The sequence below is a fragment of the Bacillus xiamenensis genome (assembly GCF_001857925.1).
GTDB classification, from domain to species: Bacteria; Bacillota; Bacilli; order Bacillales; family Bacillaceae; genus Bacillus; species Bacillus xiamenensis.
This window is the reverse complement of record NZ_CP017786.1, coordinates 1,998,067-2,024,719: the sequence shown is the minus strand read 5'-3', so window position 1 is coordinate 2,024,719 and position 26,653 is coordinate 1,998,067. Positions and strand designations below refer to the sequence as shown.

At 42.3% G+C, this 26,653-nt stretch carries 30 protein-coding genes; 2 read left to right on the top strand and 28 right to left on the bottom strand.

What is annotated here, in order from left to right; all coding sequences use genetic code 11:
- Positions 1–114: 114 nt before the first annotated feature.
- A complete protein-coding gene (locus tag BK049_RS10270; protein ID WP_071169217.1) occupies positions 115–582 on the top strand; it encodes a hypothetical protein in 468 nt (155 codons plus the stop codon).
- Between the two features lie 48 nt (positions 583–630).
- On the opposite strand, the gene BK049_RS10265 is transcribed toward BK049_RS10270, so the two are convergent.
- From BK049_RS10265 to prfA, 21 genes are all read right to left on the bottom strand, one after another.
- On the bottom strand, positions 631–1,026 hold the full coding sequence (locus tag BK049_RS10265) for a F0F1 ATP synthase subunit epsilon (protein ID WP_008354926.1): 396 nt from the start codon (positions 1,024–1,026) through the stop codon (positions 631–633).
- A gap of 24 nt (positions 1,027–1,050) precedes the next feature.
- Positions 1,051–2,472, bottom strand: a complete 1,422-nt coding sequence (gene atpD, locus BK049_RS10260) for a F0F1 ATP synthase subunit beta (protein WP_008354929.1) — start codon at positions 2,470–2,472, stop codon at positions 1,051–1,053.
- A gap of 24 nt (positions 2,473–2,496) precedes the next feature.
- Positions 2,497–3,363: a F0F1 ATP synthase subunit gamma gene (locus BK049_RS10255; RefSeq protein WP_008354930.1), complete on the bottom strand. Its 867-nt coding sequence runs from the start codon at positions 3,361–3,363 to the stop codon at positions 2,497–2,499.
- An 88-nt stretch (positions 3,364–3,451) separates the two neighbouring features.
- A complete protein-coding gene (gene atpA / locus BK049_RS10250; RefSeq protein ID WP_008354932.1) occupies positions 3,452–4,960 on the bottom strand; it encodes a F0F1 ATP synthase subunit alpha in 1,509 nt (502 codons plus the stop codon).
- 16 nt (positions 4,961–4,976) lie between these two features.
- Positions 4,977–5,522: a F0F1 ATP synthase subunit delta gene (locus tag BK049_RS10245; RefSeq protein WP_071168440.1), complete on the bottom strand. Its 546-nt coding sequence runs from the start codon at positions 5,520–5,522 to the stop codon at positions 4,977–4,979.
- Positions 5,519–6,040 carry a F0F1 ATP synthase subunit B gene (gene atpF, locus BK049_RS10240; RefSeq protein ID WP_008354935.1) on the bottom strand — a complete coding sequence of 174 codons (522 nt, stop codon included), beginning with the start codon at positions 6,038–6,040 and terminating at the stop codon, positions 5,519–5,521. The genes BK049_RS10245 and atpF overlap by 4 nt, the downstream gene beginning before the upstream one ends.
- Positions 6,041–6,160: 120 nt before the next feature.
- Positions 6,161–6,373 (bottom strand): F0F1 ATP synthase subunit C, encoded by a 213-nt coding sequence (gene atpE, locus BK049_RS10235; RefSeq protein ID WP_003214968.1) that lies wholly within the window; start codon positions 6,371–6,373, stop codon positions 6,161–6,163.
- Positions 6,374–6,421: 48 nt separating this feature from the next.
- Positions 6,422–7,156, bottom strand: a complete 735-nt coding sequence (gene atpB, locus BK049_RS10230; RefSeq protein ID WP_008354937.1) for a F0F1 ATP synthase subunit A — start codon at positions 7,154–7,156, stop codon at positions 6,422–6,424.
- A 7-nt stretch (positions 7,157–7,163) separates the two neighbouring features.
- A complete protein-coding gene (locus BK049_RS10225) occupies positions 7,164–7,547 on the bottom strand; it encodes an ATP synthase subunit I (protein ID WP_071168439.1) in 384 nt (127 codons plus the stop codon).
- 497 nt (positions 7,548–8,044) lie between these two features.
- On the bottom strand, positions 8,045–8,674 hold the full coding sequence (upp, locus tag BK049_RS10220) for a uracil phosphoribosyltransferase (protein ID WP_008354940.1): 630 nt from the start codon (positions 8,672–8,674) through the stop codon (positions 8,045–8,047).
- Between the two features lie 147 nt (positions 8,675–8,821).
- On the bottom strand, positions 8,822–10,069 hold the full coding sequence (gene glyA / locus BK049_RS10215; RefSeq protein WP_008354942.1) for a serine hydroxymethyltransferase: 1,248 nt from the start codon (positions 10,067–10,069) through the stop codon (positions 8,822–8,824).
- A 178-nt stretch (positions 10,070–10,247) separates the two neighbouring features.
- On the bottom strand, positions 10,248–10,787 hold the full coding sequence (locus BK049_RS10210) for a TIGR01440 family protein (protein ID WP_008354944.1): 540 nt from the start codon (positions 10,785–10,787) through the stop codon (positions 10,248–10,250).
- A gap of 12 nt (positions 10,788–10,799) precedes the next feature.
- On the bottom strand, positions 10,800–11,249 hold the full coding sequence (gene rpiB / locus BK049_RS10205) for a ribose 5-phosphate isomerase B (protein WP_008354947.1): 450 nt from the start codon (positions 11,247–11,249) through the stop codon (positions 10,800–10,802).
- A 142-nt stretch (positions 11,250–11,391) separates the two neighbouring features.
- A complete protein-coding gene (locus BK049_RS10200) occupies positions 11,392–11,850 on the bottom strand; it encodes a low molecular weight protein arginine phosphatase (RefSeq protein ID WP_071168438.1) in 459 nt (152 codons plus the stop codon).
- Between the two features lie 63 nt (positions 11,851–11,913).
- The gene (locus BK049_RS10195) at positions 11,914–12,468 is read right to left on the bottom strand and encodes a manganese efflux pump MntP (protein ID WP_008354952.1); all 555 of its coding nucleotides are present in this window, start codon (positions 12,466–12,468) and stop codon (positions 11,914–11,916) included.
- Positions 12,469–12,528: 60 nt separating this feature from the next.
- A complete protein-coding gene (locus tag BK049_RS10190; RefSeq protein WP_083381112.1) occupies positions 12,529–13,581 on the bottom strand; it encodes an L-threonylcarbamoyladenylate synthase in 1,053 nt (350 codons plus the stop codon).
- 161 nt (positions 13,582–13,742) lie between these two features.
- Positions 13,743–14,186, bottom strand: coding sequence for a GNAT family N-acetyltransferase (locus BK049_RS10185; RefSeq protein ID WP_071168436.1), 444 nt, complete (start codon positions 14,184–14,186; stop codon positions 13,743–13,745).
- Positions 14,187–14,249: 63 nt separating this feature from the next.
- On the bottom strand, positions 14,250–14,906 hold the full coding sequence (gene spoIIR / locus BK049_RS10180; RefSeq protein ID WP_008354958.1) for a stage II sporulation protein R: 657 nt from the start codon (positions 14,904–14,906) through the stop codon (positions 14,250–14,252).
- A gap of 149 nt (positions 14,907–15,055) precedes the next feature.
- Positions 15,056–15,535, bottom strand: a complete 480-nt coding sequence (locus tag BK049_RS10175) for a hypothetical protein (protein ID WP_008354961.1) — start codon at positions 15,533–15,535, stop codon at positions 15,056–15,058.
- A 137-nt stretch (positions 15,536–15,672) separates the two neighbouring features.
- A complete protein-coding gene (gene prmC / locus BK049_RS10170; protein WP_071168435.1) occupies positions 15,673–16,560 on the bottom strand; it encodes a peptide chain release factor N(5)-glutamine methyltransferase in 888 nt (295 codons plus the stop codon).
- Positions 16,550–17,617 (bottom strand): peptide chain release factor 1, encoded by a 1,068-nt coding sequence (gene prfA / locus BK049_RS10165; RefSeq protein WP_008354965.1) that lies wholly within the window; start codon positions 17,615–17,617, stop codon positions 16,550–16,552. Before prfA ends, prmC begins: the two co-directional genes overlap by 11 nt.
- A gap of 208 nt (positions 17,618–17,825) precedes the next feature.
- Between prfA and racA the strand changes: the two genes are divergently transcribed.
- Positions 17,826–18,374: a chromosome-anchoring protein RacA gene (gene racA / locus BK049_RS10160; RefSeq protein WP_071168434.1), complete on the top strand. Its 549-nt coding sequence runs from the start codon at positions 17,826–17,828 to the stop codon at positions 18,372–18,374.
- Between the two features lie 80 nt (positions 18,375–18,454).
- On the opposite strand, the gene BK049_RS10155 is transcribed toward racA, so the two are convergent.
- The 7 genes from BK049_RS10155 to BK049_RS10125 form a co-directional block, all read right to left on the bottom strand.
- Positions 18,455–19,411 carry an AEC family transporter gene (locus tag BK049_RS10155; RefSeq protein WP_008354969.1) on the bottom strand — a complete coding sequence of 319 codons (957 nt, stop codon included), beginning with the start codon at positions 19,409–19,411 and terminating at the stop codon, positions 18,455–18,457.
- Between the two features lie 89 nt (positions 19,412–19,500).
- Complete coding sequence (malS, locus tag BK049_RS10150; RefSeq protein ID WP_071168433.1) at positions 19,501–21,201, bottom strand: oxaloacetate-decarboxylating malate dehydrogenase; 1,701 nt, start codon at positions 21,199–21,201, stop codon at positions 19,501–19,503.
- 279 nt (positions 21,202–21,480) lie between these two features.
- Positions 21,481–22,083: a thymidine kinase gene (locus tag BK049_RS10145; protein WP_008354973.1), complete on the bottom strand. Its 603-nt coding sequence runs from the start codon at positions 22,081–22,083 to the stop codon at positions 21,481–21,483.
- Between the two features lie 87 nt (positions 22,084–22,170).
- The gene (gene rpmE, locus BK049_RS10140) at positions 22,171–22,371 is read right to left on the bottom strand and encodes a 50S ribosomal protein L31 (protein WP_003215407.1); all 201 of its coding nucleotides are present in this window, start codon (positions 22,369–22,371) and stop codon (positions 22,171–22,173) included.
- A gap of 130 nt (positions 22,372–22,501) precedes the next feature.
- Complete coding sequence (rho, locus tag BK049_RS10135) at positions 22,502–23,785, bottom strand: transcription termination factor Rho (RefSeq protein WP_008354975.1); 1,284 nt, start codon at positions 23,783–23,785, stop codon at positions 22,502–22,504.
- Positions 23,786–24,152: 367 nt separating this feature from the next.
- On the bottom strand, positions 24,153–25,118 hold the full coding sequence (gene glpX, locus BK049_RS10130) for a class II fructose-bisphosphatase (protein ID WP_008354977.1): 966 nt from the start codon (positions 25,116–25,118) through the stop codon (positions 24,153–24,155).
- A gap of 32 nt (positions 25,119–25,150) precedes the next feature.
- Complete coding sequence (locus tag BK049_RS10125) at positions 25,151–26,440, bottom strand: UDP-N-acetylglucosamine 1-carboxyvinyltransferase (RefSeq protein ID WP_071168432.1); 1,290 nt, start codon at positions 26,438–26,440, stop codon at positions 25,151–25,153.
- Positions 26,441–26,653 lie beyond the last annotated feature (213 nt).

Here is a 26,653-nt window from a genome sequence, read left to right as displayed (position 1 = left end):
CCGCTAAAATCGGAAAGATGAATCATTTGGAAAAAAGAGCTACATTTAGTGTAAATCCCCTCTTATTCTGATACGAAGGAGATGATATACTGCGTGTGGAAGGAGCTGAACAGATTGAAAGATTCTTTTCCTGACTTTGTTGATTTGTACGGAGAACAGGTTCCCTCATTTGATCATGAATGGGAGGCCATTGCTTTCTACTTTGATTATAGACAGACACAGCTAGAAGAATTAGCCCAATTGTGTCATTTTCATCACATTTCTTTAGATTATTCTGAGGACAGCCTGTATCAGTTAGAATCATTATACTTCGATGCGTTTACCCAGCAGCTTTTTGCTGAGTGGAAAATGCCAATTGATGCATTGGAAGCGATGATGAGTGTGTATATGGGAGAGGTTGTCATCAGGCATCATTCGGATGCTGACTGGGTGGTGCGGCCTTATATGGACTCTCCGCATCAATATACCCTCGGCTTGCGCCGAGACAATAAGACATGGCATAGTCCCGCATTTTGCGAGCACTTATATCTTGAAAAGCAAGCATCTCATCCTTATGTGTCGATGTATCAGTCTCTCATGTAACTCTTAAAAAAATCCTTCTTATCACAATGATAAGAAGGATTTTCTGTTTTATTTCCCTGCTACATTTAAACGGTTTAACGCCCGTTTTAATGCGAGTTCCGCCCGGCGTACATCACTTTCATTCGGGTGGTTCAAATGCTCTTCAGCACGCTGTTTTGCTGATTTAGCACGTTCTACATCAACTTTGTCTGATGTTTCAGCAGCTTGAGCAAGAATGGTTACTTTTTCAGGGCGAACTTCTACAAAGCCGCCGCTGACTGCAACCAATTCAGTTGATCCACTATGTTTTAAGCGAACTGCACCGATTTTTAGCGGAGCAACCATTGGAACGTGGCCAGCTAAAATACCAAGCTCACCGCTTTCTGCTCTTACACTGACCATTTCCACATCCGCTTCATACACTGGGCCGTCGGGAGTAACGATATTGACTTGAACGGTCTTCATGCTTTTACCCTCCTAAGGACCAGATTAGGCCTCTACACCCATCTCTTTGGCTTTTTCAACCACTTCTTCAATGCGGCCGACTAAGCGGAATGCATCTTCTGGAAGGTGATCGTATTTACCAGATAGGATTTCCTTGAAGCCTTTAACAGTTTCTTTCAATGGCACATAAGAACCTTTTTGGCCAGTGAACTGTTCTGCTACGTGGAAGTTTTGAGATAGGAAGAATTGAACACGACGAGCTCTGTGTACCACAAGCTTATCGTCCTCAGATAATTCATCCATACCTAAAATGGCAATGATATCTTGCAATTCTTTATAACGCTGTAATGTTTGCTGAACTTCACGCGCAATGGCATAATGCTCTTCGCCAACAATCTCAGGTGCAAGGGCACGAGATGTTGATGCAAGTGGATCTACCGCTGGGTAAATCCCCATTTCTGTCAGCTTACGCTCTAGGTTTGTCGTTGCATCAAGGTGAGCGAACGTTGTAGCTGGAGCTGGATCTGTATAGTCATCCGCAGGTACATAGATCGCTTGAATCGATGTAACCGATCCTACGTTTGTAGACGTGATACGCTCTTGAAGCTGACCCATTTCTGTTGCAAGGGTTGGCTGATAACCTACCGCTGAAGGCATACGTCCAAGAAGGGCTGATACTTCAGAACCTGCTTGTGTAAAACGATAGATGTTATCGATGAAGAACAATACGTCTTGACCTTGTTCATCACGGAAATGCTCTGCCATTGTCAAACCAGTTAGAGCTACACGCATACGTGCACCTGGTGGCTCGTTCATTTGGCCGAAGACCATCGCTGTTTTTTCGATAACGCCAGAATCTTTCATTTCGTAGTAAAGGTCATTTCCTTCACGTGTACGCTCTCCAACACCAGCAAATACAGAAATACCGCCGTGTTCTTGTGCGATGTTGTTGATCAATTCTTGAATCAGAACGGTTTTACCTACACCGGCTCCACCGAATAGACCGATCTTTCCACCCTTGATGTAAGGAGCAAGAAGGTCTACAACTTTGATACCTGTTTCAAGAATTTCAACTTCTGTAGAAAGTTGATCAAAAGAAGGCGCTTGTCTGTGGATTGGATCTCTTTGAGCTTCCACACCAAGTGGCTCATCTAAGTCAATGTTATCTCCCAGTACGTTGAATACACGTCCAAGTGTTACGTTACCAACTGGTACTGAAATTGGTTTTCCAAGGTCTACAGCTTCCATACCGCGCTTCACACCGTCTGTTGATGCCATTGCGATGGTTCTCACTGTATCATCACCTAAATGTAGTGCTACTTCTAAAGTTAAGTCGATATCAACTTCACTTTCGCTTTCCGCTTTATGCGAAACTTTGATCGCATTATAAATCTCAGGCAAGTGACCGTCTTCAAAACGAACGTCTACGACTGGTCCCATGATCTGACTGATGCGTCCTGTTTTCATTGCATTCCCTCCTGACAATTATTTCTATTCTAAGGCAGCTGCTCCGCCGACAATTTCTGTAATCTCTTGTGTAATCGCTGCTTGACGAGCACGGTTGTAAGAGAGTGTCAGGCTGTCGATCAATTCTTTTGCGTTGTCTGTTGCACTCTTCATTGCTGTCATTCTTGCAGCATGTTCACTTGCTTTGCTGTCAAGAAGCGCACCGAAAATCAAACTCTCTGCATATTGAGGAAGGAGAACTTCAAGAATTTCTTCTTCAGAAGGCTCAAACTCATAAGATGCGGAACGTTTATTTGGTGTCGCTGCGGCTGAAAGGTCCGTTAGCGGCAATAATTTTTTCTCTGTTACTTCTTGTGAAATGGCACTGACGAAATGGTTATAGAACATGTAAAGCTCATCAAACGCTTCATCAGAGAACATTTGCACTGTACTGCTTGCTAATTCTTTAATATCAGCAAACGCTACTTCGTCTCCAAGCCCTGTTACTTCAGAGATCACTGGAATACCGCGCTTTTTGAAGAAGTCGCGTCCGATTTTACCAATCACAATCACCGCATATTCATCAGCAGACTGATGACGAGATTGAATGGTTTGGTAAGCGGCACGCAAAACCGAGCTGTTAAAAGGTCCGGCAAGTCCTCGATCAGATGTAATGACGAGATACCCTGTTTTCTTAACAGGTCTTGAAAGAAGCATTGGGTGCTTAGCACTTGTTCCAGTTGCGATTGCCGCAACGACTTCTTGGATTTTCTCCATGTATGGAACAAAGGACTTCGCATTGTTTTCAGCACGATTCAGTTTCGCAGCTGATACCATTTGCATCGCTTTTGTGATCTGACTCGATTTTTTTGTTGACGTGATCCTTGACTTAATATCGCGTAATGAGGCCAAAGATTTCACCACCTTTTTTCAGGAATCCGTGTTCATTTACGTGAAAAGAGAGAAAAAGAGAATCTTTTTCTCTCGGAAAGATTACTAATTAGTTGCTTGGTGCAAACGTACGTTTAAAGCCTTCGATTGCTGTCTTCCACTCTTCATCAGCAGGCATGTTTCCTGTTTGAGAGATTGTGTCAAACAAGTCTTTATGGTTTTCTTCAATGTACATGAATAACTCAGCTTCAAAACGTTTGACATCAGCAACAGCTACATCGTCTAAGTATCCTCTTGTCAGTGCATAAAGAATCGCTACTTGTTTTTCAACTTTAAGCGGTTTGTTCAAGTCTTGTTTTAAGACTTCAACTGTTCTAGCACCACGGTTTAATTTGGCTTGAGTCGCTTGGTCTAGATCAGATCCAAACTGAGCGAATGCTTCAAGCTCACGATAAGAAGCAAGATCCAGACGAAGTGTACCTGCTACCTTTTTCATCGCTTTGATTTGTGCAGATCCACCTACACGAGATACAGACAATCCTGCGTTTACCGCTGGACGTACGCCTGAGAAGAAGAGGTCAGATTGTAAGAAGATCTGTCCATCTGTGATTGAGATAACGTTTGTTGGGATATATGCAGAGATATCACCAGCTTGCGTTTCTACGAAAGGCAATGCTGTGATAGAACCGCCACCCTTTTCATCACTAAGCTTCGCTGCACGCTCTAATAAACGAGAGTGAAGATAGAAAACATCACCAGGGAATGCTTCACGGCCTGGAGGACGACGAAGCAATAATGAAAGCTCACGGTAAGCTGCCGCTTGTTTAGAAAGGTCATCATACACAACAAGCACATGCTTGCCGTTATACATGAATTCCTCACCCATCGTTACACCTGCATAAGGAGCAAGGTAAAGAAGTGGAGCTGGCTGTGATGCAGAAGCTGTGACAACGATTGTGTAGTCAAGCGCACCATGCTTACGAAGTGTTTCAACAACACCACGAACAGTTGATTCTTTTTGTCCGATCGCTACATAGATACAGATCATGTCTTGATCTTTTTGGTTTAGGATCGTATCAATTGCAACAGATGTTTTACCTGTTTGACGGTCCCCAATGATCAATTCACGCTGTCCGCGTCCGATTGGAATCAAGGCATCAATCGCTTTAATTCCCGTTTGAAGCGGCTCATGTACCGATTTACGATCCATAACGCCTGGTGCTTCACTTTCGATTGGACGTGTTTTGCTTGTTAAAATTGGACCTAGTCCATCAACAGGCTGACCAAGTGGGTTCACAATACGTCCGATTAACTCTTCTCCTACTGGAACCTCCATGATACGACCTGTACGTTTTACATCGTCACCTTCACGGATATCTTTGTAAGGTCCTAAGATTACGATACCTACGTTAGACTCCTCAAGGTTTTGAGCCATACCCATTACACCGTTAGAGAACTCAACAAGCTCTCCTGCCATAATGTTGTCAAGGCCATGTACACGCGCGATACCGTCCCCTACTTGAATGACTGTACCGACATCTTTTACTTCAATTTCAGATTGATAGTTTTGGATTTGCTGCTTTATCAGCGCGCTAATCTCTTCAGCTTTGATACTCACTAAGGTTTCACCCCTTCTAACGATTTTCGCCTGCAAGCTGACGTTCAATGCGGGAAAGCTTTCCGCTGACACTGCCGTCATAAATGCGGTTTCCGATACGGATTTTCACTCCGCCTATTAGATCCTTGTCAATCACGTTTTCAACACGCAGTGATGTGACGCCGGCTTTTTTCGCAAATACTTCAGATAAAGATTGAATTTCAGCCCCGCTGAGCGGTTTAACTGAATACACGAGCGCATCGTCTATTTGTTTTGCACGGTTTGCAAGTTTCACAAACTCAGACGTCATTTCAGAGAAAATATTCGTGCGTCCGCGGTCAATCAGTAAATACATTGTGTGTAACACATGCGTTGAAACACCTTTGAAAGCTTCTGCAATTAGATGTTTCTTTTTGTCTGACGTAATCTTCGGATGAACAAGAAAGTTGTTCAGTTCTTGATCAGCCTTTAGAACTTTTTTGATCTCATTCAGCTCTTTTTCAGTTTCGTCTACTGCCGAAGAAGCAAGAACGATGTCAAAAAGAGCAGAAGCGTAACGCTTAGAGACAATAGTCACGCTCATCGGCTTTCGCCTGCCTCTTTAAGGTACTCTTGGATCAATTTCTCTTGTGCTTGCTCATCAAGTTCTTTTTCAATCACTTTAGAAGCAATTAACACAGATAGTGATGCAACCTGCTCACGCAGCGCAGCAACAGCTTGTTCTTTTTCTTTCACGATTTCAGTTCTAGCAGACTCTTTCAAGCGCTCTGACTCTTGACGTGCTGCTTGAATGATCTCTTCTTTTTGTTTCTCACCAATTTTTTTCGCGTTTTCGATGAGTGTATGTGATTCTTCGCGTGCTTCTTTCAATAAAACACGTTGTTCTTCAAGAAGCTTTTCAGCTTGGACATGTTTTTGTTCAGCACTTGAAATTTCATTTCCTATATAATCTTCACGCTGTTTCATAATCCCTAATAAAGGCTTAAGCGCAAATTTCTTTAAAAGTGCAAGCAGGATGAGCATAGCGATTAGCTGGAACAACATATCCCCGGCGTTAAAACTTAAGCCCCCTGCTCCTAAAACCACTGGTAACTGAGACATTTAGTACGGCAACTCCCTTCTTTAAATAATATGTTAAGAAACAAAACATAAAGGAATGGCGAAGTTTCGAACTAATCTGATCTTCGCCATTAAAATTCATATTAGAACGCTTCTCACATATTAACCAAAGAATGCCAAGAATGCGATAACGACAGCGATAATTGGAAGTGCCTCAACTAAAGCTACCCCGATGAACATAAGTGTTCTTAGTTCTCTACCAGCTTCTGGCTGACGAGCGATTCCTTCAACTGTTTTAGATACGATTAGACCGTTACCAATACCTGCTCCTAGTGCTCCTAAACCGATTGCAATTGCTGCTGCTATTAAATTCATTAAAAAGCTCCTCCTTTAAAATAACGTCCATTTTGGACTCTCAATTTTTTAGTGTTCGTCGCTGACTTTATGGGAGATATACACCATTGTCAGCATGGTGAAGATAAATGCCTGGATGGTTCCGACAAACAAACTGAATGCCTGCCATACAATCATCGGCACGATGGCACCTAATGTACCAACAATACCTAGTGCAATGTTTTGCGTGTAGAAATTGGTCGCAAGTCCTGCGAGCAAACCAAGAAGAATCTCTCCAGCGAAAATATTTCCGTAAAGACGCAAACCAAGTGTTAACGTGTTTGCAAATTCTTCAATGATTTTCAGCGGCACTAAATATGGGATCGGCTTGAAAAAGTCTTTTGTATATTCCTTGACTCCTTTTGCCTTGACACCATAGTAATGTGTCAATCCCATGACCATAATCGCTAGTGTCATTGTGATTGCAGGATCAGCAGTTGGTGATTTCCACCATAAGTTGTGATCGACCGTAATCGAGAATGGCAGTCCCAGCATGTTTGAAACGAATATGTACATGAGTAATGTAACGCCAAGCGCTAGAAATGGGGCTCCTGTTTTCATGTCCATCGAACTACCTATGATATTTCGAACAAAATCAACGATCCATTCCATGAAGTTCTGCGCCTTTGTCGGACGAATAGACAGAACACGAGTAGTCAGCACCGCTATGAGAAGAACGATGATACTAGCAATCGTAATCATGAGAACATTGGATAAGTTGAACGTTAACCCTAAAAATTCTGTCGTTTTTGAACTGTGACCCAAAGAGTATTCACCTCTCTTCCATAGTAGAACGTTTAAGTTGAATGAAGGAATCTATCATAATGACAGGATATATTGTCATTAATCCTATAACAACACCTGCCAGATGAACTTCATTAGGATAACGCCAAGCAATCGCTACTGCGAGAATCGCGTTGGCCCACCTGGCTGTACTTCCCATTGAACGAATGGATTTTCCTTTTTTAACTGCTCGATCAAAAGCATGCATTCTCCGTATAAGTAGAAATAAATTAAAGAAAGCAAAAATTGTGCCGATAATGAAACCAAGAAAGAGTGGTTTATAACCAGGCATGGCATAGCCAAACACAAAAATTGCCAATAGATACAACATGTATTTACTCTGTCTGCGGAAAATCGCGTTTGGATCGTTCATTCATCTGACTCCCGATGAAAAATATTGTAAAAAAGGTGATAAATGGTGATGAAAACTGCGTAGAAGACGCTTATGATCAGCCGTCCTATTCGAAAAAAATCAATCACCCATCGGTCTAATTGGACAATCAGACTTGAAATCTTTAGATCTATGGGATGTTGCTTCATTCGCTGATACAAACCCTGATTATAAAAGGGTTCACAATGAGGATTAGTAGAGTGCTATAGGCTATGAAAACCTTACCATAATACCCTCGTTTAGCATACAATAGCGTCTATGATGTGTCAATCCGTTGAAAGTTAAAAAACTTTTCTATCATGATAGAGCACACAAAATGTTCACAATTTCATCAAACTTTAGGAGAACTGTGACATTCATTCAAAAAAACTGCTAATGTTCAGTATACATTGATTTTTCTAAGAACGATATCAAACGTTTGTCATATTTTTCAAAAAAACCCACATGCACGTTGGCATGTGGGCTTTTCATGAATCATTTTATTTTGTTCCATACATACGGTCACCAGCATCACCAAGACCTGGGATGATATAACCTTTTTCATTCAACTTCTCATCTAATGCTGCAATGTAGATATCAACATCTGGATGATGTTTTTGCATTTCTTCTACACCTTCTGGAGCTGCAATCAGACACATGAAGCGGATGTTTTTCGCACCGCGTTTTTTCAGACTATTTAATGCTTCGACTGCTGATCCGCCAGTTGCAAGCATTGGGTCTACAACGATAAATTCACGCTCTTCCACATCAGATGGAAGCTTTACATAATATTCAACAGGCTTCAATGTCTTCGGATCACGGTACAAACCGACATGTCCCACTTTAGCAGCTGGAATGAGTTTCAAAATCCCGTCTACCATTCCAAGACCTGCTCTTAAGATCGGCACAACTCCGAGTTTTTTCCCTGAGATCACGTTTGATTTCGCTTTTTGTACAGGTGTTTCTACATCTACCTCTTCAAGCGGTAAGTCTCTTGTGATTTCGAATGCCATTAACGTTGCGACTTCATCCACTAGCTCTCTAAATTCTTTTGTTCCTGTATGAACGTCACGAATATATGTAAGTTTGTGCTGAATAAGCGGGTGATCAAATACATAAACCTTTGCCATTGCTTGCTACAACTCCTTTTCTTTCATCTTCCGGTGAACTTTGCACACTTCCTACAATTCTACATAAAAAGACATCATCTTTCAATATGATTCGCAAATCCTACAAAAAAAACCCACATGCCAAAAATAGGCAAATGGGTCTGCTTTTTAATAATCTAATTCTTTATATAGAGGGAAACGAGCCGTTAGATCAGATACGCGCTTTTTCGCCTCTTCTAATTTCGCTTCATCTTCATGATGTTTCAGAGCAAGCGCAATAATGGAACCGACTTCTTTCATCGCTTCTTGATCGAACCCGCGGCTTGTCACTGCTGCTGTACCTACACGTACACCACTTGTAACAAACGGCTTCTCTGGATCATAAGGAATCGCATTTTTGTTCACTGTGATACCAACTTCATCAAGAACGTTTTCTGCAATTTTCCCTGTAATCCCGAGAGAACGCAAGTCGATGAGAACAAGATGGTTATCTGTTCCACCAGATACAAGCTGAATGTCTTCAGATAAAAGTGTTTCAGCTAATTGTTTTGCGTTATCAATGACGTTTTGTGCATATGTTTTGAAATCTCCGTTCAATACTTCACCGAAAGAAACAGCTTTTGCAGAGATGACATGCATGAGTGGTCCGCCTTGAATACCAGGGAAGATCGATTTGTCGATCTTTTTGCCAAACTCTTCACGGCATAGGATCATTCCACCGCGAGGTCCACGCAGTGTTTTGTGAGTCGTTGTTGTCACAAAATCTGCATAAGGAACTGGGTTTGGATGAAGACCTGCTGCTACAAGACCCGCAATGTGAGCCATATCGACCATAAAGTACGCGCCGACTTCATCAGCAATCTCACGGAACTTTTTGAAGTCAATTTGACGTGGGTATGCACTTGCACCCGCTACGATAAGCTTTGGCTTATGCTCACGTGCTTTTTCAAGTACATCTTGATAGTCGATATGCTGCGTTTCTTTATCTACACCATATTCTACAAAGTTGTACTGCACGCCACTAAAGTTAACAGGGCTTCCATGTGTTAAATGTCCGCCATGTGATAAGTTCATGCCTAGCACCGTATCGCCATGCTCAAGAATTGTAAAGTAAACGGCCATATTCGCTTGAGCACCTGAGTGAGGCTGTACGTTCACATACTCAGCGCCAAAAATTTCTTTTGCGCGGTCACGTGCGATATCTTCTACAACGTCTACATGTTCACAGCCGCCATAGTAGCGTTTACCAGGGTAGCCTTCAGCATATTTGTTTGTTAAAACAGAGCCCTGCGCTTCCATGACTGCTTCGCTTACGAAGTTTTCTGATGCAATTAATTCGATTTTGTCCTGCTGGCGTTTCCGCTCTAGTTGAATTGCTTTGAATACTTGTGCGTCTTGCTCAGGTAAATGTTTCATCAGCGAAATCCTCTCCAATCTATTTCCATTCGATGTTTTTCACCATCTCATTGTACATGGTTTTTGAGTAAAATGTAAAAGTTTTTTTTGAAAAATCGACTTCTTTTTTATGAAAATCCGAATATTCAAGTGCTAAAGCGTCTTCATCATTCAACATTATATTAGAAATATATCTGAGCTATGATCTTGTATAAACCGCTCGTTCTCCGCCAATCAGCTTTGGACGAGTCTTCGCAAACGTCACATGCGCTTGTCCTAATTGATGACGGCTGAGACGGACAGGAACAGCTACCCGTTTTAGGTGCATGCCGATCAATGTATCGCCAATATCAATTCCCGCATGCGCTGCAATGGATTCAACCAGCACAGGGTGCTCCATTTGCTGATACGCATGCGCCGCCATAGAACCACCCGCCTTACGGACAGGTATTGCAGTGACAATCTCTAGGTTAAGCCGGTAAGCCATCTCTTCTTCAACGACGAGGGCACGATTTAGATGCTCGCAGCATTGAAAGGCCAATTCAATTCCAGTCTCGCGTCTCAGCTGATCCAGCTCGTGATAGATGGCTTCAGCGATGTGCTCACTTCCCGCTGTACCAATGTGCTCGCCAGCCACTTCCGATGTACTGCAGCCAATCACTAAGATTTGGCCGGCTCGCAGTTCAACTGTTTGATGAAATTCTTTTAACATTTCAAGCCAATCTTGACCAATGTTCATGTTAAGCGCTCCTTATCGGTGCTTTTCTTCGTAATCAGCGATTTTACCAATCCGTACAGCATGGCGTCCTGCAGTAAATTCAGTCGTCAGCCAAATGCGGGCGATTTCTCTTGCCAATCCTGGGCCAATGACACGTTCTCCCATCGCAAGAACATTTGTATCATTATGTTCTCTAGTCGCCTTTGCGCTAAATGTATCATGTGCCAGCGCACAGCGGATGCCTTTCACTTTGTTTGCTGAAATGCTCATGCCAATGCCTGTCCCGCAAATTAAAATGCCGCGATCGACTTCTCCGTTCGCCACCATATTGGCTACGGGAAAAGCATAATCTGGGTAGTCTACAGAACCTGATCCACATTCACAACCCATATCAATGTATTCAATCTTTAATTCATCCATTAGTTGTTTGATTTCTTCACGAATATTCGTTCCGCCGTGATCGGATGCAATAGCTACTTTCATCGGGCAGTTCCTCCTAAGGGTGAGTTGATCTGTCATGTCTTACATTCATTCTTTATTTACAGTTATATTTTAACCTCTGCCTAGTCATTTGCAAACAAAAGCAGAAAAACCGTTTACACAACGGTTTTACAGGTTTGTCCATTTATGAGGATGTTTGATCCTTTTTAAGCTTTTCAGCCAACTGATACAACAGCCCTTCTAGTTCATCGCGTGTTTCTTGGTAAACGGAAAGACTTCCACCAAACGGGTCGGATATGTCACCTTCTGACCCTGTCGCAAATTCCTTTAAAGTAAAGACTTTGTCTTTCGTATGCGCATATTGCTCAACAATCAACTGTTTATGCTGAATCGTCATAGTAAAGACGTAATCGGCTTCGTTCAGAAGATCCTCAGTCAACTTAGACGATGAGTGATTAAGCGGAATGCTTTTCTCAAATAATGCTTCAATGGCTTGAGGAGAAGCCTTTCCTGCATCAGAGGCGAAGATGCCTGCTGATTTTACCGTCACATGCAATCCTTTTTCATCAGCGATTGAAGCAAAAAGGGCTTGTGCCATCGGACTTCTGCATGTATTTCCCGTACAAACAAATAAGATATTCATCTTTCGCCCTCCTTTTCTTCTATTATATAGCATTTCATTCTATATGTTATGTAAAGAGACTGGCTATAGCGGAAGTAATAATTTGATACCAAAGGCTAGTAAAATAAGACCGCCAAGTGCCCCGCTGTATGAACCAACCCATGACCGAACCTGTTTACCGAGCAATAATCCGAGCCATGTGAGCAGCATACTAAAAAAGCCGAATAAAAAAATGGTCATCCATACGCGTGAACCGTAAATCCCGAGGCTTAGACCGACAGAGAAACTATCTACACTCACACTTGTGGCAAAAAGAACGAGACCAGCCCCAACAGGTGCAATAAATGGTTTATCTTCTTTTCGGATAGAGGCAATGATCATTTGCAGCCCCAGCACCAAAAGCAGCGCCCCGCCAATATAAGTTGCAAGGAGGCCAAGCCAGCCAGATAAGAGCTGACCTGTCAGCATACCAAAAAGCGGCATAAACATATGAAATAAACCAATGACTAGTCCAATATAGATGATCTGGCGGATCCTCAGCTGAATCATCCCCATGCCGAGCCCTACCGAAAAGGCATCCATCCCAAGTGCAAAAGCCATGATACTGAGTGTCAGCAATTCGCCAGCTAGTTCGTTCATGTAAATCCCCCTTGGACACGCATTCTCCTTTAACCTATGTTTGTCCAAGAGAGGTTAGAACTATTTGAGCGAAGAGAGGGTACGCCCTCCTGCCGCTTTTTGAAGACGGTTCATGATCGCAGAACCAACGCCCTGTTCTGAAAAAGTTTCTGAAATGATTAAGTCTACATCCGTTTCATCAAACTGTCTTAGCACACGATATAAGTTGGCAGCAACGGTTTCAGGCTTTTCTCTCCGTCCACAGCTAAAAACAACATCTGCCGCAAACCATTCTTTCTTTTCTTCTGTCGTCAGCACACCAACTTTTAGCCCTTCAGCCTGGTACTTCTGAATGTGACGCTGCATTTCTTCATCACTTCCATGAAACATATACATTTGTGCTTCAGGTGCATAATGTGTGTATTTCATCCCTGGCGATACAGGCGCCTCATCCTTTTTCGTCAGCCCCGGATCGACGTTGACTGTTCCTACTACCTCTTCTAACGCTTCTTTTGTAATGCCACCCGGTCTTAAGATCACGGGAATCTCGTCTATACAGGATACAACCGTTGACTCAACACCAATACCCGTTGAACCGCCATCGACAATGCCAGCAATTCTCCCATCAAGATCACTCGCTACATGATCAGCTAGTGTCGGCGACGGTTTCCCTGAGCGATTGGCACTTGGAGCAGCAATTGGCAGGCCAGCTGCCCGGATGAGTTCGAGTGCAACGGGATGATCTGGCATTCTTACACCCACTGTGGATAAACCTGCTGTCACCTGCTTTGATAAAATGCCAGGCTTACATGGAAGCACAAGCGTTAAAGCACCGGGCCAAAAGGCACCCATCAGTGTTTTTATTTTTTCGTTTTCTATTTGTGCAAATTCATGGAGCTGCTGAACCTCCGCAATGTGTACAATCAAAGGATTATCACTTGGGCGCCCTTTCGCTTCATAAATTTTCTTAACTGCCTCGGTCTCTTTCGCATTTGCCCCTAGTCCATAAACCGTTTCTGTCGGAAAAGCGACCACTTCATTTTGCTGCAACAACAGGGCTGCTTGTTTAATTTGTGGATAGTATGTGGATAAATCCTTTTTTAAATCCACAGACCACCTTTTTGTATTTAACATCATACAAACTCCTTTTAAAAAAGATAAAACTGTTGATATATCTCGATTATCCTTTTGAAAGTATAAAAGATGATGCTAAATAAAACAAGCGTTGTCCACAATTTGTGGATAACGCTTGTTTAACAGTGGATAAGTATGTGTATAAGTCCGATTTTTTGTGATTAACCTCTCGATTTTTGCAGCACGACAGCCTGTTCTTTCCCCAATGACTCTTTTGCATGCGCAGATACCCACACACATTGCGGGATTTCCTCTAAAGGTGTAAAGCCCATAAGTGCTAAAAAATCATGCGAGGACGAATGGTTTGCTATGACATAAAAGGTATCCACACCCTGTTTTTCTCCCAGCGTTTGAACACTTTGGAACAAAGAAACAATGTGCCCCTGACCGAGCTTATCCGATATAACAAGCGAACGCAGCAATCCCTCTTGTTCACTAAGCTGTTCAAGCCCTAAGCAGCCTGCAAGCTGACCGTCCGCATCTTCCATCACAACAAATGTTGTGCGTTCTGCAATCGTCACCCCGCCTTTTGCTTGTCCTTTTTCAAGAAAAGCATTGATAGCCGGAACATCTTCTTCTGTTGCTATTCTTAATTGATAAAACATGCTTTCACCTCTTTTTGATCTCTTACTTCAACTCTATGAGGCAAAAACAGATTTAGACCTTTTTTAAGAGAAAAGACTAGAGACCCATTCGAACAAAAAGAACTTCACTTCACCAGTCTCCTCTTCCTCTTCTTTCACCACTTCATTGACAGACTCATTTGATTGCTGCGCTGAAACTTGGCCTTTATCTTCTCCTTCTGGTGATGCAATGGCTTCTCCGTTTGAAAAGTCGATAAAGCAGAGAGGCGGGAATAACACACACCACCAATTGGCTCCGTCCCCTTCTCCAAGCGTAATCAAAATGGCTTCATATTTTCCAGCAGGATAGACGAAGTTTCCATAAAGCTTTGTTGGAAATGAGGCTTTTTGAAAACTGACGGATACCGATTGGTCAATGTGCTGTTCCTTTAATTTTGCTTTGGCGATCCGATTGATGTCTGGAAGCTTTGAACGAATGACACGTCTGGCTTCTTCAATGGATGTGAGGTCTTTGACCCACTCCGTTATATTGGCATTGACCTCATCTCGAATGCTTCTTTTCACATCCTGGTCCGCCGACCGGTCACTATTGGCTAAAATGCGTAAACGAATCGCTTCATCTGGGATCACAACAGGCTGATTTGCAGAAGCAGCCGCTGTCTCCTCTTTTCCAAGGTTTGCAAAAGCACCACATAATAATAGAAACATATAAAGACAAATCATCATTTTACTTTTGAACATGATGTGTTCCCCCCACTTTTTCTCTTCGCTACAAACATTGTGTCCAGGAAACGCATCTCGTAAACAGCAAAAATGATTTTTTTAATAGATTATGAGCGAGAGCCATTAAATTTGATTCGTGAGATGAGCACGTTGAAAAGCCGTTCAACCTATGAACGGCTTTGGTGTGAGGATTGGTAATCAGAGGGATACAGTCTCCCATCCCAATCTCGGCTGATTTTTAAACCTGATTCTGTTTTGATGACAGTCATTTGCCCTTTCTTCTCGATTTCCTTTTTGACATTTCCTTTTTGATCAATAAATTGAATGGTCATTTCATAGTCAAATTCAATCCTGTCGTCGCTTTCATCTGAAGGTGTAAACGTAATGTTTTTCAGCTTAATTTGACAATCTTGATCCTTTGCTGCTTCTAATACACTCGGGAACATGCTGTCTTGTGTATATTCTTGATATTCATGATCAGTTAAATAAGACTTCAACTTCTCCTTCATGTCAGATAGGTCATCTGTTCGATTCACTGTGTATTGTGCTTTTTTATAACTTTCTCCAAATGCTGCTGCTTCTTTTTTAAAGCCCGTTTTGCCACAAGCACTCACAATCAATAGTACACTGACGATGACCAACACCATCGCATACCTTCTGTTCACACCATTCGCTCCTTCAAAACAAATTTATGTAAAAAATCATGATCAGAATGTTCATTCTTCTATATATACGTTCCTCTTTTACCATAAGTTTCATCTTTACATAATAAAATAGTCCGACTTTATTCAGCCGGACTTTCGTTTTGAATATGTGCGCAAACAGCTCGATCCTTTCCGTTAATGTCCTTGACGATGCGGACAACAGCTGAAGGGAATGCCTGCACGAGAAGTGCTTTGACATCTTGTGCTTGCGTGTGTCCAATTTCAAAGACAACTACTGCTTGCTTGTTGAGTACGTTGTGGAGATCACAAGCGAGACGCTTATAAAACCACAGACCGTCACGACCATCAGTCAGCGCATTGACAGGTTCATGCTTCGTGACAACCTCTGATAAACTGTCCATTTCCTCTGCCGCAATATAAGGAGGGTTGGAAATAAATAAATCGACTTTGATGCCTTGAGCCATGACAGGTTCAAGTAAATCTCCCTGTAAAAAATGGACGTCTGCACCAAGCGCTTCTTGATTCCGCTTTGCTACCGCAAGTGCTTCATGCGAAATATCAGTCGCTGTGACAGATAATGATTTTTTTTCAAGAGCTAACGTTATAGCGATTGCTCCGCTGCCTGTGCCAACATCAAGTGCTTTAAGCGGCTGATCATCTGGAAAAACGCGATTCACCATATTCAATGCCGCCAGCACAACTTCCTCCGTTTCAGGACGAGGAATGAGAACATGTTTGTTCACCTCAAATGGACGGCCATAAAAAAATTCAACACCCGTTAAATGCTGAACAGGCACTCCAAGCTTGTGCTGCGCTACGAACTCGCTGAATTGTTGATCTTGCACCTCTGGCAGTGGATCATGAAGGCGTGCAAGAAGTTCACTTCTGTTCCATCCAAGCACATGCATCAACAATAGCTCTGCTGCGTTTTGGTCTCTGCCCGCTTCCGTTAACAAAGAAGAAGCCCATTTAAGGGCTTCAAAGATCGTTCGCTCTTTATTTTGCATTTTGAAGTTTTCTTGCTTGGTCTTCCATAATTAATGCATCAATGACCTCGTCAAGTTTTCCTTCTAAAATTTGATCAAGCTTTTGAATCGTCAATCCAATGCGGTGGTCCGTTACACGGTTTTGCGGGAAATTGTACGTACGGATACGCTCTGAACGATCCCCTGTTCCAACAGCAGATTTACGTGTTTGATCATATTCAGCCTGTGCTTCACGCTGGAATTTATCATAAATTCTCGCACGCAAAACTTTCATCGCTTTTTCTTTGTTTTTGATTTGTGATTTCTCATCCTGACAGGAAACCACTACACCGGTTGGAAGGTGAGTCAAACGAACAGCAGACATTGTGGTATTAACACTTTGTCCCCCTGGTCCGCTTGATGCAAATGTATCCACACGAATATCTTTTTCGTGGATATCAATTTCAACTTCCTCCGCCTCAGGCAATACAGCAACTGTAGCTGTTGATGTATGAATCCGGCCGCCTGATTCTGTTTCAGGAACACGCTGCACGCGGTGTGCGCCATTTTCAAACTTTAGCTTGGAGTATGCGCCTTTTCCGCTAATCATAAAGATGATCTCTTTATAACCGCCAGTGCCAGTAACACTTGCTTCCATGACTTCCGTTTTCCAGCCTTGCATTTCGGCATAACGGCTGTACATACGGTAAAGATTCCCTGCAAAAAGAGCAGCCTCTTCTCCACCCGCTGCACCACGAACCTCCACAATTACGTTCTTATCGTCATTTGGATCTTTCGGGATGAGCAAGATTTTCAGTTCGTCTTCTAAACGTTCCGTTTCCTCTGTGAGCTCTGAAATTTCTTCTTTGACCATGTCGCGCATGTCGGCATCCAGCTTATCTTCAAGCATGGCTTTCGCTTCATTCAGCTGATCGTATGCCGCACGATATTGTCTATATACCTCAACAGTTTCTTGAATATCGGATTGTTCCTTCGAATATTCACGAAGCTTCTTAGGGTCGTTCACCACTTCAGGATCACTTAAATATTCATTTAGCTTTTCATAGCGTTCTTCGATTGATTTTAAACGGTCTAACATGGTCTTCACCTCTGTTTTGTGCGTAACAGTCTAATTATAGTATAGCAGGGTATGACAGTCAAAAAAATTTCCAAAACAATTGTTTTTTGCAATTTTCCACTAGAAAACACGATCTTTGGCGATTGGTTACTTGTTTTGTCTAACGTGAAGGAACGGCTACTCCTGAAAGAGAATGGTACTTGTAACTGAAAAAGGGAGGGCATTTGATTTGAATACAAATGAGGTTGCAAAGGAAATTGGTGTATCTTCAAAAACAATTCAGCGTTGGGTGAAACAACTCAACATCCCTGTCGCTCGAAATGAACTTGGACATTACGAATTTCACGATGACATTGTGCAGCTGCTCAAAGAGGTCAAACGCCAAATGAATGAAGGTGTGATTCTTCATGACATTAGGCTGCCGATCCATGAAGAAACTGTTCAGCAGTTATCACCTGCTGTAGAAACTTCTGCCTCTGCACAGCGGATAGAAGCCTTAGAAGAACAAGTGAAGAAGCTCCTTCAGCAGCAATCACACACCAGTCATATTGAAACACGTTTTCAAGAAATTGAACGGAAACTCGCTAAAAAAGCGGATGAAGGTGTCTCCTACCAGCTCCTCCAGCACCGAAAAGAAATTGAAGAATTAACGGCTACATTAGAGCGCCTCACAGCCACATTGACACAACCATCAAAAGGAGAAGCAGAAAAGGAAAAGGGACACCCTGAGATCAAAAAGAAGCGTGTGCTCTTCCCACTGTTTCATTCATTTCGTTAAGAAAGGCTGCCTCGATAGGCAGCCTTAGATTGTTGACAAAGGGCTAAAATGATCTTTATTTTAGCCCTTTGTCTTCTTTATTATACGGTAAGTGCAATAATGATCGGTAATGTAATAAGTGACATGATCGCACTGATCACAAATGCGGATGCAGTTTCCGCTTCTTGTTTCTCAAATCGTGTTGCGATCATCGCTGCAACTGCTGAACCTGGGAAGGCAACCAGCAATACAGCTTTTGTAATTTCATCAGCTGAAAGTCCCATAAGAATGGCAATCAAGTACATAAGCAATGGTTGTACAGCTACTTTTAATAGGGCAATACTGAATGCTGGTAAGCTGAGTTTAATTTTTCGAATACCAACCGTTACACCGACTGCGAATAGCGCAACCCCTGAAGTTACACTACCAATTTCCTCTAACATTTCATGTCCGATTTCAGGAAGTTTAAATCCTAAAAGAACAAGGATGATACTTGCTAGCGGTGCAAGTGCAAGTGGTTCTGACAAACCATGCAAAATAGCTTTTGTTGTCATTTTCAAGAAGCTTTCGCCGTCTTTTGTTTTTCCTTTTGTTTTTTCACCGACGGTTGACACAATAATGGCAATTGGATCAAGCAATGCATTTACAACTATTCCGGTAATCGCAATCGGAATTGCGACTTCTTGAGCCCCAAATAAACTGCCTAAGACCGGAATCCCCATAAATGCAAAGGTCGGTTGAGCTGAGTTTAATGAGAAAACAGATGAATCTGTTAAATCGTATTTAAACGCAAATTTCGTCACAAGAAGGATAATAATATAAAAACCAACGATTCCTAAAATCAATGCAACGAAAAACGGAATTTGACTATAGAATTTATCTTTTGGTGTTGACAGAATGCTGGCGATAAAGTGCGCTGGTAAAGCATACTTTGTGACAAGTGTACTTACACCTTTTGCAGATTTAGCGTCATAGCTGCCGAAGTTCCCTGCGAACCAACCCAGCGCGATAACGAAAAAAATCGGTGCTAGGAGGATCAAAATATGTAAAAAGTCCATCTTACTATTCCTCCTTAAATCCTTAACATGTTTCTTTTTCATGCGGCATTGCTTAAATTACCCTAAACAACGCCGCATGACACATTTTATTATGCTCTTACAATTTTTTTATATTCAGGAATCCACATTGCGTCTTTCACAGCTTGTTCGATGTTGTCAGGCGTTTTTCTTGCCACTCCATCTTCAATCGCTGCTTTCGCTACTTCAATTGCCACTTGAATAGAAACTTCTTGCAATTTATCAATGCTTGGAAGTAGACCAGCGCCTGGTTTTTCATGATCAACCATTTCAGCAATCGCATTCGCTGAAGCGACGAACATGCCTTTTGTGATGATTTTTGATTCCGTTACGATAGAACCAAGACCAAGTCCTGGGAAAACGAACGCATTGTTTGATTGTCCGATTTCATGTTCGATGCCATTATACTCAACGTTATCAAATGGGCTGCCTGTTGCAACAAGTGCACGACCGTCTGTCCATTTGAATAGATCCTCTGGCACTGCCTCAGCAAGTGGCGTTGGGTTAGACATTGGCATGATCACAGGACGCTCTGTATGAGCTGCCATTTCTTTAATGATTTCTTCAGTGAATGCGCCGCCTTGACCAGATGTACCGATTAGGATCGTCGGCTTCACCCTGCGAACGGTTTCTGCAAATGAAATTTGTCCTTTTTCATCACGTGCCCATCCGCTCACTTCATCAGAAGAACGAAGGTACGGCTTTTGGAAATCAAGCACTTCATCTTCAAATTGATCTGTTAACAATCCTCTGTAGTCTAATGTCCAAAATGCATTGTTTGCTTCTTCTTCAGAAAGACCTTCAAGTACCATTGTGTCACGCATTTGATCTGCGATTCCGATACCAGCTGATCCAGCTCCGAAAATCACAACACGGTGATCTTTCAATTTAGTGCCAGTTTTCTTGACAGCTGCAAGAACTCCAGCTAAAGTAATGGCACCCGTACCTTGAATATCATCATTGAACGTTAAGATCTTGTCGTTGTATTTTTTCATGATGTTACGCGCATTTTTGTTTCCAAGGTCTTCCCAGTGAAGCAATGCTTTCGGGAAGAATTTAAGTGCTGTTTTTACATACGCATCAATGAACTCTTCGTATTTTTCACCTTGCACACGTTTGTGATGGTTACCGATGTATAATGGATCATTCAATAATTTTTCATTGTTTGTTCCTACATCTAATACCACTGGAATGACGCGGCTTGGGTCAATACCTGCTGCTGCAGTGTAAACAGCTAATTTACCGATCGCAATATTGATACCGCCAACGCCCCAGTCACCAATTCCAAGAATGCTCTCAGAGTCAGTCGCAACGATGAGGTCAATGTCGCCTGCTGTTGCATGTAAGTTTTCAAATGCTTTCTCAATGCCGTCAATGTTGTCGATTGAAAGATAAACACCATGAGGTCTTCTGTATTCATGGCTGTATTCTTGAATCGCTTCACCAACAGTTGGTGTGTAAACAACAGGAAGCATTTCACGAAGCTTGTCTGTAAGAAGCTTATAGAACAATACTTCGTTACGGTTTTGCAAATCACTTAAATATACGTTTTGACGAAGACGATCTGGCTGAGCTAGAAATTGCTTGTACGCTCTCTCCGCTTGCTGTTCTAAAGTAAGAACAGTTGGGGGAAGTAAGCCTTCTAATCCAAGCTCTTGTCTTTCCTCTTCAGAAAAAGCAACGCCTTTGTTCAACGTTGGAATCGATAATACATCTTTACCTGTCAAAGTGGTTTCGAGGTACCCTTCTTTTGTTTTCTTCACGTTGTTCATCAAAAACTACCCTCTTTCTAAAATATAAATAAAGTTAAATATTAATAAGAAGAATGATTAAGGAGAAACACCCTTAATCATAAAAATTATGACAAGAAATCGAACTTTTCGTTTAAATGCTTTACACTACAGTTAGTCATTTTATTCCTGCTTATGCCAAAACGCAAGCGTTGAAAATTAGATAATTTTTTCATAGTATTATTTAATTTATTTAAGTACAAATGATGGGTGTTCAGCCAAAATATCGAAAAACAAAACACAGCGGCATTTGCTATTTTTTTAATTGTCAAGTGTTGTACCAACGTCCAGTCTTGGTACTTCATGGTGATGTCTGCATCGTGCTTCGTATGATTCCTGCGCACCTACTAAAATAATAGGATCATCATAGGATGCGGGTTTACCGTCGATCAAGCGTTGTGTTCTACTCGCTGGGGAGCCGCATACCGAACAAACCGCTTGAAGTTTTGTTACAAGCTCTGCACATGCCATTAAATGCGGAACAACACCAAATGGCTCTCCTCTGAAGTCTTGATCAAGACCTGCAACAATGACTCGGTAGCCTTTATCAGCCAGTTGAGTGACAATATCAATGATTGTCTCATCAAAAAATTGCACCTCATCAATGCCAATGACATCGGTTCTTTCTGATATGTGCGTTATTATGTCTTTTGGTGAGGATACTGCAATCCCATCTACTGATGAACCGTTATGTGACACAACTGAGTTTGAGCTATATCGGTTATCAATTGCTGGTTTGAATATTTTTACTTCTTGTTTGGCAAAGGTGGCTCTTTTGACTCTCCGAATCAATTCTTCCGACTTTCCAGAAAACATACTACCGCAGATGACTTCAAGCCAACCGCTTTGTTTCATCACATACATAAGGTCTTCTCCCCCGTTTTAAAGTTCCATCAATCCACGTAAAAAAACAGGCAAGAACGGATTCCTGCCTGTTTATTGTATCTATTATTACTTAAGACCGTATTTTTTGTTAAAGCGGTCAACACGTCCATCAGCAGAAGCGAATTTTTGACGGCCTGTATAGAAAGGATGGCACTCAGAGCAAATCTCGATGCGTACCTCTTCTTTTACTGATCCAGTTTCAAACTCATTTCCACAAGCGCATTTGACTGTAGCTTTTTTGTAGTTAGGATGAATTCCTGTTTTCATCTACTGTCATCTCCTTCCGCCCTGAATCCAATTCGGAAACAGAGTTAATATCTCAGAATAAATTCTGAAACGCACATGATAAAATTATAACAGCGTGAGTCTATGATTGCAAATGTATTTTTTCAGGAACCTATCTTCTTGATGCAGACATATTGGCTTGTTTCCATTCTTGCGTTAAAATATCGAAAAATTCTTGGTTCGTCTTTGTTTTTCTCATTTTACGCATGAACTTCTCAGCGAAATCAGGTGTATCTGACATCGATTTTCTCATCGCCCATAGACGATCAAGATGCTCTTTTGGCACAAGCAGTTCTTCTTTTCTCGTACCAGAACGACGAATGTCGATCGCCGGGAAAATCCTTCTCTCTGCAAGAGAGCGATCCAAATGGAGCTCCATGTTTCCAGTACCTTTGAACTCCTCATAAATGACATCATCCATACGAGAACCTGTATCAACAAGCGCAGTGGCTAAAATCGTTAGGCTTCCGCCTTCTTCGATGTTACGCGCAGCACCAAAGAAACGTTTTGGACGATGGAAAGCAGCTGGATCAATCCCCCCAGAAAGCGTTCGCCCGCTTGGCGGGATGACTAGGTTGTATGCACGAGCAAGCCTTGTGATGCTGTCCATTAAGATGATGACATCTTTTTTATGTTCAACAAGACGCATGGCACGCTCTAATACAAGCTCTGCTACTTTAATGTGGTTTTCCGGTACTTCGTCAAAGGTTGAACTAACAACATCCCCTGCAACAGAACGTTCGATGTCTGTCACTTCCTCTGGACGTTCGTCAATGAGAAGGACAATCAGTTCTGCCTCTGGATGATTTTCAGAAATGCTATTGGCTATTTCTTTAAGTAAAATGGTTTTCCCTGCTTTAGGCGGTGCAACGATTAATCCACGTTGTCCAAATCCAACTGGTGCCATCATATCCATAATTCTAGTAGACAGGTGATTAGGCTGTGTTTCAAGAATCATTTGGCGATCAGGGAATAGCGGTGTGAGTGCAGGAAAGTGAACACGTTCCTTTGCTGATTCTGGGTCGTCCCCATTTACCGCTTCTACATGAAGGAGGCCATAGTAGCGTTCATTCTCTTTTGGAGGTCTTACCTTTCCAGACACCTTATCTCCATTTCGTAAATCAAAGCGTCTGATTTGTGAAGCAGAAATATAAATATCTTCAGAGCTTGGGGAGTAGTTAATGGGTCTTAAGAAACCAAATCCCTCTGACTGAATAATTTCTAGAACCCCTTCCATAAATAAGAGATCCTCTTGCTCAGCGTTTGCCTTTAAGATGGCAAAAATTAATTCTTTTTTTGTTAGTTTGCTGTAATAAGAGATTTTGTACCGTTTTGCTAACTCATACAGCTCTTTTAATTTCATATTTTCCAAAGATGAAATCGAAACATCTTTCAATATGGACACCACACTTTTCTAGTCAATGTATTTCATTACAAATGCATGACCATTGTATTTGATTAGCTTTTAATTCCGTTTTTTTGTTGGATTGACCTCGCTCTCATGGTAACGCTCCCACTCGTTTTATCGTAAAAGATAGGAACAATGTGAAATAGAGCTTTGTCAACATAGAGAAGGATAATGAATATATCGTCATGATGCGGCAGTATTTAAACTTATTGAAGCTTAAAAGAAGTAAATTCGCAGAAAATTTCGCAGCACTCTTTAGTTTTACCTCATTTGCAGAGAATATTCAACTTTAAAAAGAAAATGATATACATTTGACACCTATATGAAAAGCGGGTAATGAATACCCGCTTTCAGATTACGGACGAATGACAAGATTCGGTTTTTTCTTTAAGCTGTGTCTGCCATCGACGAATCGGACAGTACCCGATTTTGCACGCATGACAACACTATGTGTTGTTCCAACAGAGCCTTTGAATTGAACACCTTTTAATAACTCGCCGTCTGTTACACCTGTCGCTGCAAAAATGGCGTCGTCACCTTTCACGAGGTCTTCCATTCTGAGGACTTTCCCAACATCCAGCCCCATTTTCTCGCAGCGTCTCAGCTCTTCTTCACTTTGAGGAAGAAGCTTACCGTGGATTTCACCACCAAGTGCCTTTAACGCAACAGCAGAAAGAACACCTTCAGGCGCACCGCCTGAACCAAATAGAATATCAACACCTGTGTGATCAAATGCTGTATTAATGGCTCCTGCAACGTCACCATCATCAATCAGTTTAATTCTTGCGCCTGCTTCTCTCAGCTCAGCAATAATTTGTTCATGTCGATCTCTGTTTAAAATCGTCGCAACCACATCTTCAATATCTTTGTTTTTCGCTTTTGCAACAGCACGAAGATTATCAATGACAGGCGCTTCAATGTCGATGCAGCCTACCGCTTCTGGACCTACTGCGATCTTATCCATGTACATATCAGGTGCATTCAGCAAGTTGCCATGATCCGCAACAGCAATGACAGCTAAGGCATTCCAGCCGCCGCTCGCCACAATATTTGTTCCTTCCAATGGATCAACAGCGACATCCACGCGAGGTCCATATCCGTTCCCAAGCTTTTCCCCAATATAGAGCATTGGTGCTTCGTCCATTTCTCCCTCGCCGATGACCACAGTTCCCTTCATCGGAATGGTATCAAATACATCACGCATGGCACTTGTTGCAGCATCATCCGCTTCGTCTTTTAATCCTCTTCCCATCCAACGGGCAGATTTTAATGCGGCTGCTTCTGTCACCCGTACTAGTTCCATCGATAAACTTCTTTCCATTTTTGCCCAAATCTCCTCTCACAGTCAAAGCCTTATGAATTTTGAAGTTCTTCTATTTCTTGATCATTCAGCTTTTCACGCCAGATGGTTGCACCCAAGCCTTCAAGCTTCTCCTCAAGCATACTATATCCTCTGTCTATATGTTCAAGCCCTGTGATTTCGGTCACACCGTCTGCCATTAACCCTGCGACAACAAGACAAGCACCTGCACGCAGATCACTTGCTTTTACTTTTGCTCCTTGAAGCTGAGTTTGCCCCGTAATAATGGCAGACCTTCCTTCCACCTTCATGTTTGCCCCCATGCGGCGCAATTCGTCAATGTGCTTAAAGCGGGCAGAGTAAATCGTATCTGTGACAACACTCGTGCCTTTTGCTTTTGTTAACAAAGCGGTCATCGGCTGCTGAAGATCGGTCGGAAAGCCCGGATACACAAGGGTTTTGATATCGACAGGCTTGAGTCCTTCATTTCTGCCAACAATCAGCATCTGATCGTTGCTCGTTTCAATTGTGAACCCCATCTCTCTCAGTTTCGCCGTAATTGATTCTAAATGAGTTGGGATCACATTATCAAGTACAACTTCATCCCCCATCGCTGCACCTGCAATTAAAAACGTACCTGCTTCTATGCGATCAGGAATGATCGAATGCTTGCAGCCATGAAGAGATTCTACACCATCGATTCGAATCACGTCAGTACCCGCACCTTTGATGTTGGCTCCCATGCTTGCAAGCAGTGTCGCTACATCAATAATTTCGGGCTCTTTGGCGGCATTTTCAATCACCGTTTTCCCTTCGGCCAGTACAGCGGCCAGCATGATATTAATGGTTGCACCTACACTGACAACATCGAGATAAATACGGGCTCCTACTAGCTTTTCAGCACGTAAATAGATCGCTCCTTGCTCGTTTGTCACCTCGGCTCCAAGTGCCTCAAAGCCTTTGATATGCTGATCGATCGGTCTAGGTCCTAAGTGACATCCTCCTGGCAAACCGATGACAGCCTGCTTGAATCTGCCTAGCATGGCCCCCATTAAATAATAGGACGCCCGCAGTTTCTTCACTTTCCCGTTAGGAAGCGGCATGCTGATCATTGATTCAGGATGGACAACCATTTCACCTTTTTCAAAAGTGACCTTTCCGCCAATTTCTTCTAACAGATCTCGTAATGTGTCAATATCTGAAATATGCGGAAGGCCTTCAATCGTTACTGGAGAATTAGCGAGAATCGTGGCAGGAATCAGTGCTACAGCACTATTTTTCGCACCACTAATATGTACGGTCCCGCGCAATGGGTCACCGCCGGCAATGTTTAATTTTTCCATATTTATCTCCCTTCTTAAAGAAGATCACTGTTGGAGTTATACTGTTGTGGATGTCGCGCTTTAAAAGGTCTTGTCCAAAATTTAGCCAATATCAAGAGAAAGAATACAGGTTAAACGAAATTTGTCGGAAGAAAAATAATCGAAGCTTTGCGAGGCTGTGATGTTCTCTTCTTTGCACAAAACATTTCTTAGCGTTTTTAAAGGAAAACTGCG

Bases quoted from the DNA above. Each gene is read 5' to 3' on its own strand.
- BK049_RS10265 (WP_008354926.1), bottom strand. From the start codon at position 1,026: ATGAAGACCGTTCAAGTCAATATCGTTACTCCCGACGGCCCAGTGTAT.
- atpD (WP_008354929.1), bottom strand. From the start codon at position 2,472: ATGAAAACAGGACGCATCAGTCAGATCATGGGACCAGTCGTAGACGTT.
- BK049_RS10245 (WP_071168440.1), bottom strand. From the start codon at position 5,522: ATGAGCGTGACTATTGTCTCTAAGCGTTACGCTTCTGCTCTTTTTGAC.
- atpF (WP_008354935.1), bottom strand. From the start codon at position 6,040: ATGTCTCAGTTACCAGTGGTTTTAGGAGCAGGGGGCTTAAGTTTTAAC.
- atpE (WP_003214968.1), bottom strand. From the start codon at position 6,373: ATGAATTTAATAGCAGCAGCAATTGCAATCGGTTTAGGAGCACTAGGA.
- BK049_RS10225 (WP_071168439.1), bottom strand. From the start codon at position 7,547: ATGAACGATCCAAACGCGATTTTCCGCAGACAGAGTAAATACATGTTG.
- upp (WP_008354940.1), bottom strand. From the start codon at position 8,674: ATGGCAAAGGTTTATGTATTTGATCACCCGCTTATTCAGCACAAACTT.
- glyA (WP_008354942.1), bottom strand. From the start codon at position 10,069: ATGAAACATTTACCTGAGCAAGACGCACAAGTATTCAAAGCAATTCAA.
- BK049_RS10210 (WP_008354944.1), bottom strand. From the start codon at position 10,787: ATGAACATTGGTCAAGATTGGCTTGAAATGTTAAAAGAATTTCATCAA.
- rpiB (WP_008354947.1), bottom strand. From the start codon at position 11,249: ATGAAAGTAGCTATTGCATCCGATCACGGCGGAACGAATATTCGTGAA.
- BK049_RS10200 (WP_071168438.1), bottom strand. From the start codon at position 11,850: ATGAATATCTTATTTGTTTGTACGGGAAATACATGCAGAAGTCCGATG.
- BK049_RS10195 (WP_008354952.1), bottom strand. From the start codon at position 12,468: ATGAACGAACTAGCTGGCGAATTGCTGACACTCAGTATCATGGCTTTT.
- BK049_RS10190 (WP_083381112.1), bottom strand. From the start codon at position 13,581: ATGTTAAATACAAAAAGGTGGTCTGTGGATTTAAAAAAGGATTTATCC.
- BK049_RS10185 (WP_071168436.1), bottom strand. From the start codon at position 14,186: ATGTTTTATCAATTAAGAATAGCAACAGAAGAAGATGTTCCGGCTATC.
- spoIIR (WP_008354958.1), bottom strand. From the start codon at position 14,906: ATGTTCAAAAGTAAAATGATGATTTGTCTTTATATGTTTCTATTATTA.
- BK049_RS10175 (WP_008354961.1), bottom strand. From the start codon at position 15,535: ATGGTGTTGGTCATCGTCAGTGTACTATTGATTGTGAGTGCTTGTGGC.
- prmC (WP_071168435.1), bottom strand. From the start codon at position 16,560: ATGCAAAATAAAGAGCGAACGATCTTTGAAGCCCTTAAATGGGCTTCT.
- prfA (WP_008354965.1), bottom strand. From the start codon at position 17,617: ATGTTAGACCGTTTAAAATCAATCGAAGAACGCTATGAAAAGCTAAAT.
- BK049_RS10155 (WP_008354969.1), bottom strand. From the start codon at position 19,411: ATGGACTTTTTACATATTTTGATCCTCCTAGCACCGATTTTTTTCGTT.
- malS (WP_071168433.1), bottom strand. From the start codon at position 21,201: ATGAACAACGTGAAGAAAACAAAAGAAGGGTACCTCGAAACCACTTTG.
- BK049_RS10145 (WP_008354973.1), bottom strand. From the start codon at position 22,083: ATGTATGTGATGAAACAAAGCGGTTGGCTTGAAGTCATCTGCGGTAGT.
- rpmE (WP_003215407.1), bottom strand. From the start codon at position 22,371: ATGAAAACAGGAATTCATCCTAACTACAAAAAAGCTACAGTCAAATGC.
- glpX (WP_008354977.1), bottom strand. From the start codon at position 25,118: ATGGAAAGAAGTTTATCGATGGAACTAGTACGGGTGACAGAAGCAGCC.
- BK049_RS10125 (WP_071168432.1), bottom strand. From the start codon at position 26,440: ATGGAAAAATTAAACATTGCCGGCGGTGACCCATTGCGCGGGACCGTA.